The organism is Natrinema versiforme JCM 10478 (genome assembly GCF_000337195.1).
Taxonomy (GTDB): Archaea; Halobacteriota; Halobacteria; order Halobacteriales; family Natrialbaceae; genus Natrinema; species Natrinema versiforme.
Map to the genome: position 1 here is coordinate 67,590 of NZ_AOID01000044.1, position 12,341 is coordinate 79,930.

Annotated in this window: 12 protein-coding genes; 10 read left to right on the forward strand and 2 right to left on the reverse strand. The window is 64.6% G+C overall.

Features of this window, described 5'->3' with window-relative positions:
- Nucleotides 1-48: 48 nt before the first annotated feature.
- Nucleotides 49-732 (forward strand): hypothetical protein, encoded by a 684-nt coding sequence (locus C489_RS13940; protein WP_006431945.1) that lies wholly within the window; start codon nucleotides 49-51, stop codon nucleotides 730-732.
- A 75-nt stretch (nucleotides 733-807) separates the two neighbouring features.
- Complete coding sequence (locus tag C489_RS13945) at nucleotides 808-2,271, forward strand: PAS domain S-box protein (protein WP_006431946.1); 1,464 nt, start codon at nucleotides 808-810, stop codon at nucleotides 2,269-2,271.
- Between the two features lie 7 nt (nucleotides 2,272-2,278).
- Here the strand turns inward: C489_RS13945 and C489_RS13950 are convergent, their stop codons facing one another.
- A complete protein-coding gene (locus C489_RS13950) occupies nucleotides 2,279-2,734 on the reverse strand; it encodes a universal stress protein (RefSeq protein WP_006431947.1) in 456 nt (151 codons plus the stop codon).
- A 150-nt stretch (nucleotides 2,735-2,884) separates the two neighbouring features.
- Between C489_RS13950 and serA the strand changes: the two genes are divergently transcribed.
- The 8 genes from serA to C489_RS13990 all read left to right on the forward strand — a co-directional run bounded on the left by serA (nucleotide 2,885) and on the right by C489_RS13990 (nucleotide 10,744).
- Nucleotides 2,885-4,471, forward strand: a complete 1,587-nt coding sequence (serA, locus tag C489_RS13955) for a phosphoglycerate dehydrogenase (RefSeq protein WP_006431948.1) — start codon at nucleotides 2,885-2,887, stop codon at nucleotides 4,469-4,471.
- A 163-nt stretch (nucleotides 4,472-4,634) separates the two neighbouring features.
- On the forward strand, nucleotides 4,635-4,892 hold the full coding sequence (locus C489_RS13960; RefSeq protein WP_006431949.1) for a hypothetical protein: 258 nt from the start codon (nucleotides 4,635-4,637) through the stop codon (nucleotides 4,890-4,892).
- A 97-nt stretch (nucleotides 4,893-4,989) separates the two neighbouring features.
- Entirely contained in the window at nucleotides 4,990-5,358 is a 369-nt protein-coding gene (gene hisI / locus C489_RS13965; RefSeq protein WP_006431950.1) for a phosphoribosyl-AMP cyclohydrolase, read from the forward strand.
- Between the two features lies 1 nt (nucleotide 5,359).
- The gene (locus C489_RS13970) at nucleotides 5,360-6,541 is read left to right on the forward strand and encodes a DUF7118 family protein (RefSeq protein WP_006431951.1); all 1,182 of its coding nucleotides are present in this window, start codon (nucleotides 5,360-5,362) and stop codon (nucleotides 6,539-6,541) included.
- Nucleotides 6,542-6,612: 71 nt separating this feature from the next.
- The gene (locus C489_RS13975) at nucleotides 6,613-7,008 is read left to right on the forward strand and encodes a universal stress protein (RefSeq protein WP_006431952.1); all 396 of its coding nucleotides are present in this window, start codon (nucleotides 6,613-6,615) and stop codon (nucleotides 7,006-7,008) included.
- Nucleotides 7,009-7,388: 380 nt separating this feature from the next.
- Complete coding sequence (locus tag C489_RS13980) at nucleotides 7,389-8,549, forward strand: low temperature requirement protein A (RefSeq protein WP_006431953.1); 1,161 nt, start codon at nucleotides 7,389-7,391, stop codon at nucleotides 8,547-8,549.
- A gap of 413 nt (nucleotides 8,550-8,962) precedes the next feature.
- The gene (locus C489_RS13985; protein ID WP_006431954.1) at nucleotides 8,963-10,012 is read left to right on the forward strand and encodes an RNA-guided endonuclease InsQ/TnpB family protein; all 1,050 of its coding nucleotides are present in this window, start codon (nucleotides 8,963-8,965) and stop codon (nucleotides 10,010-10,012) included.
- Nucleotides 10,013-10,078: 66 nt separating this feature from the next.
- Nucleotides 10,079-10,744 carry a sensor histidine kinase gene (locus tag C489_RS13990; RefSeq protein WP_338041771.1) on the forward strand — a complete coding sequence of 222 codons (666 nt, stop codon included), beginning with the start codon at nucleotides 10,079-10,081 and terminating at the stop codon, nucleotides 10,742-10,744.
- Nucleotides 10,745-10,834: 90 nt separating this feature from the next.
- Here the strand turns inward: C489_RS13990 and glmM are convergent, their stop codons facing one another.
- A complete protein-coding gene (gene glmM, locus C489_RS13995; protein ID WP_006431956.1) occupies nucleotides 10,835-12,211 on the reverse strand; it encodes a phosphoglucosamine mutase in 1,377 nt (458 codons plus the stop codon).
- Nucleotides 12,212-12,341 lie beyond the last annotated feature (130 nt).

Sequence of the window (12,341 nt, forward strand, 5' to 3'; positions counted from 1 at the left end):
CCCGATCGAACCGAAACGTATTATCGAGCCGCCCGCAATGGCCCGCACATGTCGACAGATCGACGGTTCGAGTACGACAAGGGACCAAGTCTCGAGGACGAGGAGCCGGCCGACAGCGATCCCAATGCCCACGATGAGCCGCCGGAACCGGACGAGAGCGGACGGGCGACGATCGACGTCGCTCCGTGGAAAGGAGGGGCCGTCGCCGGCACGAGCGCGTTCACGGTCATGGTTGCTGCGTTCTATCAACTCGTCTCCGGGTTCACCGCGATGGGTGGGTACGGTGGCAGCGACGGCGGGCCGGGTGCCATCGTCATGACGAGTCTATCCGCATCGGCGAACCACGGCGTGCGGATCCTGCAGGACGGCGAACCGATCGACGAGTTCCTCACGCTCCGGATGGGGTTCGTCCCGTCCGTGACAGGACTGGTTCCGGCCGTCGTGCTGGCGGTTGCCGGCTACCTGCTCGTCCGCTACGTCCGGCTCGAGACGCGCCGGGCGGCCGGCCTCGCGGTCGGAACGCTGGTCGCGAGCTACGTCGTCCTGCTGACTGGCCTCACGACGATCGCCGAGTGGACGCCCGACGGTGAGGCAGCAACCGCTGACGCGCCCACGATCGCCGCCGCGACCGACCTCGGGACGGTCGTAACCATCGGAACGACTACAGTCGCGTTCGTCGCGGTCGGGGCCGCCGTCGCCGCCGTGCCGCGGCTGGCTGGGACGACTCGGTAACGGACACCCCGCTCGAGTCGGGCTACGATCCCAGTAGCCGATGTCTATATACGTTCAGCGTACTGTTTCCCTCGCGTGACCGACGGCGACCGGCAGCGCGAGCGGTCGGGTTCGACCGACGATCTCGAGTCGCCGCTGTTTCCCTTCGAGGAAGGCGAGTTCTTCCGGCAGTTGGTCGCCAACACCTCGGAGGGGTTGCTGACCATCGACGAGGAGAGTACGATCGTCTTCGCCAACCCCGCGATCGAGGAGATCCTCGGCTACAGCCCCGCGGACCTCATCGGCTCCTCGAAGATGACGCTGATCCCCGAGCGGCTCCAGCCCGCCCACGCCGCCGGCCTCGAGAAGTATCTCCGGACCGGCGAGAAACACATCGATTGGGACGGGATCGAACTCCCCGCACTCCACAAGGACGGCCACGAAGTGCCCGTGCTGGTGAGCCTGCGGGAACACACCCACGAGGGCCACCGGCTGTTTACCGGCCTCTTTCGCGACATCTCCGCCCGGAAGGCCCGACAGCGCCGCTTCGAGGCCGTGTTCGATAACACCTACCAGTTCACCGGCCTCCTCGAGTCCAACGGCACCGTCCTCGAGGTCAACCGGACGGCCCTTTCCTTCGCCGGGGTCGAGCGCGACGAGGTTATCGGGGAACCGGTCTGGGATACCTACTGGTTCCAGCTTGACGAGGACGCCCGCGAGACCGCCCTCGAGGCCGTCGAACGCGCCGGCGATGGAGAGCTGTTCCGCGGCGAGCTCCGTATTCAGGGCGACGACCGGACGGCCGTCATCGATTTCTCCGTTCGCCCGATCACCGATCAGCAGGGGGCGGTCCAGCTGCTCGTCGTCGAGGGCCGAGACGTCACGGCACTCAAACTCCGGGAACAGCACCTGCGGGTCCTCCACCGGTTGCTCCGGCACAACCTTCGGAACGAACTCAACGTCATCAGCGGGTTCGCGGAGACGCTTGTCGCGGAACTCGAGGACGGGGGCCACCGCGAGAACGCGGCCGAAATCGCGGCCGCGGCCGCGTCGCTGATCGAACTCAACGAGTCGGCGAAGGAACTCGCCGACGCCGCCCTCGAGGACGAACGCCCGCAGCGGCCGGTCGATGTCCGCGACGCCCTCGAAGCGGTCGTCGCCGACCTCCGCGACCGATACCCCGCGAGTACGATCGCGATCACCGAGACCGCGGACGCGGTCGTCGTCGGGGACGAGCGATTCACGATCGTGCTTGAGGAACTCATCGAGAACGCGATCGTCCACGCCGACGCCGCCGAGCCGGTCGTCGAAATCGCCGTCGTCGAGGCGGGCGACGGAACCGTCGCCGTTCGGATTCGCGATACCGGCCCCGGCATCCCCGCGTCCGAACGGGCCGGAATCTTCAACGACGAACAGGTCACGCAAGTCAGACACGGAAACGGGCTGGGACTGTGGCTCGCCAGCCTGATCGTCGACGACTACGGCGGCTATCTCGACTACGAGCCCCGGCCCGACGAGGGGGGCAACTGCGTTATCGTTCGGCTGCCACGCGCACAGTGACCGCGCGCTACTCGCCGTCCTCGACCGGCGTCTTGACGATCGTCACCGGTCGGGAAGCGAGACGGGCGACGCGGTCGGTGACGCTCCCCAGCAACTGGCGGTAGTCGCCGGGCCGTTCCGTCGACCCCATGACGACCAGGTCGACGTCCGCCTCGTCGGCGTAGGCGAGGATCTCTTCGTGTGGCCTGCCGCGCCTGACGACCGTCGTCGGGTCGAGTCCCGCCTCCCGGGCCGCCTCGGCGGCCGCGCCGAGGGCGTCCTCACCGATCTGCTCGAGGGCGGCCTCGAGCCCCTCGAACTCGTGGACGTACTCGTCGCCGCTGTAGGCGTCGTAGACATCGCTGTCGACGACGTACAGCAGGTGCAGTTCCGCCCCGGCGTGTTCCGCGACGGCGACGGCGTGTTCGGTTGCGAGTTCCGTTCCCGCTTCGGCGTCGGTCGGTAACAGGATGCGATCGTACATACTCGAGACGAGGTGGCCTCGACACATAATCTTCCCAAGTAATTCCCGATCAGTGGGAGCACTGTCATGCCGTGTCGCGAGACAGCGGTGCTTTTTGCCAGCCCAGATCACAACGGAAGGGTTTACATGCTCCACACGGTTGTCTCGCGCATGAAGGTTCTCGTCACGGATCCCATCGCTGATGCGGGTCTGGACGTACTCAGAGACGCCGGCCACAAGGTCGAGACGGGCTACGAACTCGAGGGCGACGACCTCCTCGAGGCGGTCGCCGACGCGAACGGCATGATCGTTCGCTCCGGAACGGAGGTCACCGAGGAGGTCCTCGAAGCCGCCGACGATCTGGTCATCGTCGGCCGAGCGGGGATCGGCGTCGACAACATCGACATCGACGCCGCGAAGGACAACGGCGTCATCGTCGCCAACGCTCCCGAGGGGAACGTTCGCGCGGCGGCCGAACACACCGTCGCGATGACGTTCGCGGCCGCGCGCTCGATCCCGCAGGCACACATCCGCCTGAAGAACGGCGAGTGGGCGAAAAGCGACTACCTCGGTGCCGAACTCGACGGCAAGACGCTGGGCGTCGTCGGCCTCGGCCGCGTCGGCCAAGAGGTCGCGAAGAAACTCGACTCGCTGGGCATGGACATCGTCGCCTACGACCCCTACATCAGCGAGGAGCGCGCCGAGCGCATCGGTGCCGAACTCGTCGAGTTCGAACCGTGTCTCGAGGCCGCCGACTTCGTGACCGTTCACACGCCGCTGACCCCCGAAACGGAGGGGCTGATCGGCGAGGACGAACTCGATCTGCTGGGCAACGGCTACCTGATCAACTGCGCCCGCGGCGGCGTCGTCGACGAGGACGCCCTCGCGGCGAAAGTCGAGGACGGCACCCTCGCCGGCGCGGCGCTCGACGTCTTCGCCGAGGAACCCCTCGCCGCGGACTCGCCGCTGCTCGAGCACGACGACATCATCGTCACGCCCCACCTCGGGGCGTCGACGGAGGCCGCACAGGAGAACGTCGCCACCTCCACCGCCGAGCAGGTCAACGCCGCGCTCGTCGGCGAGCCGGTCGCGAACGCGCTCAACGCGCCCTCGATCGACGAGAGCGCGTTCCCCCGTGTCGAGCCCTACATCGACCTCGCCGAAACCGCCGGCAAGGTCGCCGCCCAACTGCTCGAGGGCCGCATCGAGACGGTCGAGGTCACCTACGAGGGCGACATCGCCGAGGAGGACGTCGAGTTCGTCACCGCGAGCGCGCTCAAGGGCGTCTTCGAACCCCTCGAGTGGCAGGTCAACGCCGTCAACGCGCCCCAGATCGCCGAGGATCGGGGCGTCGACGTCACCGAATCCAAGACGCGACAGGCCGAGGACTTCCAGAGCTTGATCTCGGTGACCGTCAGCAACGACGACGACGAGGTCTCGGTCGACGGGACCCTCTTCGCGGGCGACGACCCGCGCATCGTCCGCATCGACGGCTACCGTGTCGACGCCATCCCCCACGGCCGGATGGTCGTCACGCGAAACACCGACGAACCCGGCGTCATCGGCCTCATCGGCTCGGTCATGGGCAACCACGGCGTCAACATCGCCGGCATGTTCAACGCCCGCGAGACCATCGGCGGCGAAGCGCTCACCGTCTACAACGTCGACAGCGAGGTCCCCGACGCGGCCAAGGCGGAACTCGAAAACGACGAACGCGTCATCGGCGTCAGCGACATCACGCTGAACGGCCAGGCCTGATCGGTCTCGAGACCCCGAACCGACCGACGGAGCGATTTTTTTCGTCTCGATCCAACGCGGTGTCTCGCTGCTCTCGAACCCGTCTCACCGACCGGACAGTCACTCCGTTCGTGAGCGCGCTTTATACCCGTCGAGAGCCTCTCTACTGGAGAGGCGAAACACCATGACAGCACCGTACCGCGATCACGTACAGCAGCCGACCGAAAGCGCCCTCGAGGACGCCGCGGAGACGAGGTGGGGCATTCGAGAGGGGATCGGACTCTCCCTCGTCTCGATCTTCGGATTGCTGCTGCTGGTGATCGGACTCATGCTGGCTCCGGGACTTATTGCAGCGGCGTCGACAGTCGCCATCACGCTCGGATTGGTGCTGTTCGCGGTCGCGCTGGTCGCCGTCGGCCACTGGAGTTGGAACGGCCGCTAACACCGCTTCGGCGTTTCGATTCCGCCGTTCTCGAGCAGCGATGCCCCGAGCCATCCACGGCAAAAGACCTATCGCTCGGCCGACCGATATCGCGAGTATGGACGACGACGTTTCGGTCGACTTCGGCGAGGACGGACTCGTCCCCGCCGTGGCACAGGACGCCGACACCGGCGAGGTACTGATGCTCGCGTACGTCTCGCCGGAGGCCCTCGAGCGGACGCGCGAGACCGGGAGAGCGCACTACTACTCCCGAAGTCGAGACGAGCTCTGGGAGAAGGGCGCGACGAGCGGTCACGTTCAAGCCGTCGAAGAGGTCCGGGCGGACTGCGACGCCGATACCCTCCTCTATCTGGTCGACCAGGAGGGCGGCGCGTGTCACACCGGCCACCGGTCGTGTTTCTACCGGACGATCGACGGCGAGAACGTCGGCGAGCAAGTGTTCGACCCAGACGCAGTCTACGAGTGAAATGAGCGAACGCGCCCCTCCCGCCGATGCCGGCTCGAGCGCACCCGGCCGGCGTGCCGACGGCGAGCCAACGCCCCTCGAGTCCCTCGAAGCCGCTCGGAAGCGACTCGCGACGGCCGACGAACGGATCGCGGACCACGGCGAAGAGACCGTCGAGGAAGTGACGGCGGCCTACCGGAACGCGACGACACTCCTCGAGGACTACGTCGACCGCGCGACCGGGACCGGCAAGGAGAACTTCCAGGCCTACATCGAACTCGAGGGGAAGTTCGACGGGCTCGTCTCCGGCCTCTCCGACGACCTCCCCGAGTACGAGTCCTTCGAGGACGCCCTCGAGGCGATCGACAAGCGCCGGCTCAGCGAATCGGATTTCGAGCGCGCCCGCAACTGTCTCGAGCCGGCCGCCGAGTACGCCGACCTGTTAGACGAACGCGAGGCCGCCCGCGAGGAGGTCGCGGAGGCCCGAAAAGCGGCCGCCAAACGCCTGCGGGGACTGGGCGACGAAATCGACGAGCGCGAGCGGCTGCTCGAGTTGGCGAACGCGGATCTCGACGCGCCGGTCGAGCGCCTGCGAGCGCCGATCGAGGCCTACAACGAGGCCGTCCGCGAGGCGTTTGCGGAGTACCGGCTCGAGGCCAGCGCGCGCGAGGTGTTCGACCTGCTCGAGCGGAGCCAGTGGTATCCGTTCGTGGACTACGAGCGGCCGCCCGACGGTCTGGCGGACTACGTTCGCGGGAATTCGGCCGGCGAGTACACGATCCCCGAACTGCTCGAGTACGCGGACTACTCCCGGTCGAAGCTCTCGCACTACGTCGACAGCGCGGACGAGCTTAAGCGCAACGTCGCCACACAGCAGACGTATCTCGACGGGATCGATGCCGAGCCGCTGACGATCGACTGGCCGCCGGAACCGGCCGGCGCGCTCCGCCGTCGAGCCCGGGAGTATCGCCCCTTCGTCACCCGGATCGCCGACGAGGACACCGTCGCGGCGCTGCGCGAGGTCCGCCTGCTCGCGACCAACCTCGACTACGACCGGCTGCAGACCGCCGCGCAGGCGGTCGCCCAACTCAGCCCCGCCGAACGCGAGCGGCTGACCGACGGCCGCGTCGCCGAGGAACTCGAGGCCCTGCGGACCGAACGGGAGCGACTCGAGGACGCCCTCGAGACCGAGGACCCGGTCTGAGTCCGCGACTCTCGACCGCTCGCGACGCCACCGACCCCGCACTTTAGCCGACGGCGGCCGAACGATCGCGTATGAGCAGACACGTCCTCGTCCCGATGGACGACTCCGATCCGGCGCGAGCGGCGCTCGAGCACGCCCTCGAGTGGGTCCCGGCCGATCGGCTGACGGTCGTCCACGCGGTCGACGACCTCGAGGCGGACTACGGTAGCGTCGTCGCGGGGGACGACGACCCCGAGTTCTTCGCCGACGTTCGCGCGCTCACAGACGAGTACGACAGGGCGGTCGAGACGGCCGTCGTCACGGGGAGTGGGGCAGCCGACGCGATCCTCGAGTACGCGGCCGAGGAGAGCGTCGACGCGATCGTCATGGGCAGCGAGGGCAAAGCCGGCGTCTCGCGGGTGTTACTCGGCAGCGTCGCGGAGGCGGTCACGCGGCGGGCCGAGATTCCGGTGACGATCGTTCCGTAATATTGTACTCCTCGGACACAACGCTCGCGGTAACTACGTCCGCGAACTGACCGCTGTGGTTCCTTCCAGTTACAGATGATGTCCGACAAGCCGTGCTGAATACAGGACGCGAATGTCGCACGAGATCAGCCCCGGTTTGGGAAAGTGGAGATCGCTCAGTACAGGAGAACTGCCTAACGGAAGGTTCGTCCCAATCGAGATCGAAAATCCTGGCGTCCATCGAAACGCTATCCTTCACGGTCGTGGTTCGACTTCAGGCGAATCAGTCGGTAACCCATCACACTCCTTGATTTCCGATGGTGACAGCCCTTGCATAGAGTACGGGCGTAGCCGGGGGTGGACAACAAACTTAGTTCGATACAGCACCAATAAAACTGCGTGTGAGTTCGACCGACTCAGCGCCATCACGGGACGAAGTCGAGGGCTTCGACCAGCAAGAGGTCGAACCACTGGAATTGTTCTTCGACTTGGTATTCGTATTTTCCCTCATTCAGGTAACGAACTTTCTCGCCGACCACTCCACATGGCTTGGTATGATACAAGCCGTGATGTTGCTAGCAATATTATGGCGGGCATGGGTCCCCTACTCGTGGTTGCCAGGCACTGTGTACGTCGAGCACCGAAACCGTGTGCAACTGCTGACCGTTGCCTCGATGGCGGCCATACTTGTCTCCGCGCTCGCCATCCCTGACGCCTTCGGCGGCGACAAGGTTCTCTTCGCCGTCGCGTACCTCGTACTCCGAGTGCTGTTCGTCGTGCTCGCTCTGCTTGTCACCGATCTCCAGACGCAATACTCGATCTCGATGCTAGCACTCGTGTTTCTGGCCGGTCCAGTGTTGGTCGTCGTGGCCAGCCTCCTCGACGTGTTTGCCCAAGGCGGGCTCTTGGTCGTGGCGCTCGCGGTCGATTATGGGGCGACGCAACTCCGGAATGCTTCGGCCTTCGACACCACTCTCGATCACTTTGTGGAGCGATACCGTCTTATCATTATCATCGCGCTGGGTGAGTTACTCATCTCGATCGGTGCTGGGACAACCGGGACGGAAATCAATGGCGGAGTGATCCTCGCCGCCATCCTTGGAATCGGAGTTGTCGCCGTGCTGTGGTGGGTTTACTTCGACTACGCCGCGCTCGCGGGGGAGCGACACCTCGCTGGGGAGTCCGGCGACAAGCGCACCGTTCAGGCGCGCCACTCCTACAGCTATTTGCACTTGCCAATACTCGTTGGCCTCGTCTTCACCGCCTTCGGTCTCAAGGAAGTCCTCAGTCACGTCTGGTCCCCGCTCGGAGTGATATCTGCCGTCGCACTCTACGGCGGTGCCGGATTCTTCCTCCTCGGACACAACGTGTTCCGACTACGGGACATCGGCAGTATCAGCATCGCCCAATTAGCCGTGACGGGGATCGCGTACGCACTCATCCCCGTGGCGATAGACGTGCCCGCTCTCGTCGCCCTGACCGGCCTCTTTGTTCTGCTTGTGGGGCTTGTAGCCTTCCAAGCGAGGTACTCACAGATTCGGAACGACCTTAGCGTGGGCTAACTCGACGACGTGATGGAGGTCAGTATCGAAACCAAGTGACCACGATTACACGACGGATCATATAGAATGTCACCATGCAGTTTGGTGTGATAAGTTGGCACCGCTACTGAGCGTCTGATTCCGTGGTTTCAACGCGAAACAAACGAGGCCATCGTGCTGAACTCATTCGCTGTATTCAGCACGCCGCTTCTGGCAGCAATTGGAGAAGGAGATAGCTGCTCCGGTAACGCCTTCACCTATACTTACCGCGGATTCACGGTCTCCGGTCTGCTGCTGTTTTACGGAATAGCAAGGAGAAAGCCCCGCCCTTTAGGGCGGGGATGAATCCGACAAACGATGACACAAACCACCGACGATAGCACGGCCCGATATTCCAACAGATACTTAATCCATCATACTCAATTACAAATGTAATGGTCACGGTGACTGTCACCGCAAAGTTCCACAACCCATCGCTCTCACGGCGCAAAGAGTGGCAACGCGCTACTCGACTCTACCGTGACACCAAACAGTTCTGTATCGACGGATGGGAAAATGGTGACTTCGGCAAGTCCGTGACCACAGCCAGCATCGACAACGACCTCTACTCGGCTATCCAGAACCAAGCCATCCGAGAAGCGAAATCCGACCACAGCAAGGACGAAGAGGTTCGCTACCGAGAAAGCCAGCCGTTCGCTGTCAATAACCAGAATTGGGAAATCGATACGACCGAGAACGGCACGGTCGTCGTCGGCTTCCCGTGCGTCTCCCAATGGTGGTACACACCGATAGAGGTGTACGCCGACATTGCCGACCCCGTAGAACGATTGATCGAGGGAGACGCTGACAAGACTCGTCTACAGGTCTATCGTCGCGGAGACGACTGGTACTGTACGTTCAACATCGAGCACGACACCGACACGTCGGGTGAGACGCCCATCGGTGTCGATATTGGTGAACAGCATATTCTTGCCGTGACTGCCTACGGCGAAGACGAGTCGATGCTGGTGTCGGGTGGTGAGGCGAAGTACGTTCGACGCAAATATCGTTCCCTACGCGATTCGCTTTCGGAAGCGGGTGCGCTTCGCGCACGCAACCGTGTGGGTGACAAAGAACAGCGTCGAATTAAGGACTTGAACCACAAACTCTCCCGTCGCCTCATCACGTTCGCGGAACAGTTCGAGAACTCTGTCATTCGGATGGAAGACCTCGAAGGCATCCGCGAGAACAGTTCGTGGTCGGGCGTTCACTCGTGGCATTTCCACCAACTCCAACAGTTCATCACGTACAAGGCCGAACGCGCTGGTATCCGCGTCGAGAAGGTCGATGCGCACCATACCAGCCAGCGGTGTTCGGCGTGTGGTTCGATGGGAACCCGTGATGGCGACCACTTTTCGTGTTCGGAGTGTGGTCGTGGACGCCATGCCGACCTGAACGCTTCAGAGAATATCGCACAACGGGAGGGAGAACCATGCACGGCGTAACAGCTCGGCTGACGCGAACCGTGCTACCTCGCGGGCTAAAGACCCCGCCGTCATTGACGCCTGTAGTTGACAGGGAGGAAGGCCCCATTGACAGGGCTACACGCGCTGAAAAGCACACCGTTGATCACAACTCGGTGGCGACCGTCGACGTTCCACGCGAAAGCGTACTTGAGAACCGAGGAAACGCGCAACCTGAATATCCCCTTCGGGGAATCCTCGCCCTTTAGGGCGGGGAGGATGTCAATCGCGTACTCCCGTATCGAGACGGGCGGCGATCCGTTCGAGCCAGTGGATCTCGAGGCGATACTGGAGGAAGTGTTGACCGATCTCCAGATCAAGATAGAGGAGCACGACGCCGAGGTCACCGTCGAAGAGCTGCCCTGCGTGAAGGGAGACCGTGGGCAGTTGCGCCAATTGTTCCAGAACTTGTTGGATAACGCGATCCAGTATAGCGGTGACGAACCGCCCAGCGTTCGCGTGTCGGCCGAGGACGATGGCTCAGAATGGGTGGTTTCGGTGCGCGACGAAGGGATCGGCATGGACCCGGAGCAAACCGATCGCGTCTTCGAAGTCTTCCAGCGCCTTCATACACAGGACGAACACTCCGGCACGGGAATCGGTTTGGCGATATGTAAACGGATCGTCGAGCGCCACGGTGGGGAGATCTGGATCGACTCCGTGCCCGGCGAGGGAACGACGTTCTCACTGACGCTGTCTGCGGTACCCGAGTAAAGCGGGAAGCCCTGCGCCGATGCGCCGAGCTACGTCTCTGATTTGGCCGTCTCCGACAACGGTCGCTGGCAACGTCAGGATATCCCGGATTCAGACGTCGGCTTTCGCGTCGGCCAGCGCCTCGTACATGTCGCCCGCGAGTTCCTCGGCGCGGTCGCGGTCGCGGGCCTCGGCGTAGATCCGGACCAGCGGTTCGGTGCCGGAGGGACGGGCAAGCACCCACGCGTCGCCGTGGTCCAGCCGGTAGCCGTCGCGGGTGTTGAGGTCGGCGTCTGCGGCCTGGGCCTGATTGGCCGCCGCGTCGAGCATCGCGTCGCGTTCGGCCGTCGACTCGTACTCGACGTTGCGTCGTACGTTCACGTAGCCGTCGTAGGGCGCGACGATGTCACTAACCGGTCGCTGGGCGACCAGTTCGAGGAATCTGGCGGCCGTGTAAGCCCCGTCGCGCGAGAGCCGGTAATCGGGGAAGAAGATCCCGCCGTTGCCCTCGCCCGCGATCGGCACCCGCTGGCCGTCGGCCTCGAGTTCCTCGATGCGCGTGATGATGTTCGTCGAGCCGATCGGAGTCAACTCGAGTTCGGCCCCGACTTCGCCGACCACGTCGACGAGCCGCTGGGAGACGTTGACCGCGGAGACGGTGGTGTCGCCGGCCTCGAGTTCGGCGGCGGCGAGCGCGGCGAAGGTGGCGTCGCCCTCGACGTACTCGCCGTGCTCGTCGAAGAAGATGGCGCGGTCGGCGTCGCCGTCGTGGGCGATACCGACATCGGCGTCGGTCGCGCGGACGAGCCGCCCGAGATCGGTGAGGTTGTCGGGGACCGGCTCGGGGTCGCGGCCGGGGAAGTGGCCGTCGGGCTGGCTGTTGACCGTGACGACGCGACAGCCGAGCTTCCGGAAGAAGTCCTGGCTGGTCAGCGACCCCGCGCCATGGCCCGGATCGAGCGCCACGGTGAGGTCGGCGTCGGCGATCGCCTCCCGATCGGCGGCCGCGAGTAGTTCGTCGACGTACTCCCGCCGAACGCCGTCGCACTCGCTGACACGGCCCGTCTCGTCCCACGGGGCGACGGTGAAATTCTCCGCGAGCAGCGTCTCCTCGATCTCCTCGAGGGCGGAGACCGAGAGCTCGACGCCGTCGCTGCCGACGAGTTTGACGCCGTTGTACGGCGGCGGGTTGTGCGAGGCCGTGATGACGATCGCGGGGACACCCTCCCGTTCGGCGTAGGCCTGTGCCCCCGGCGTGGGGACGACCCCGAGACGGTCGACGTCGGTGCCGGTACTCGCTAGCCCGCTTGCGGCCGCATCGGCCAGCATCCGTCCCGTGTGGCGCGTGTCGCGGGCGATAGCGACCCGACCCCCACCGCGGCCGTCGCGCCAGATCGTCCCCGCCGCTTTCGCGACGCGCAGGACGAACGCGGGCGTCAGCTCCTCGTTGGCGACGCCCCGCGTCCCGCTCGATCCGAAGACTTGCATCACGCGCTAGTCTAACCGGCCCCCCCAAAGGGGTTCCGCAACCCGATTCCGACGGGACGGAACGTTTTCGGCCCGCCCCCGCCACGTTCCCGTATGCACTCGATCGAAGAGAAACGCGTCTACGGCGACC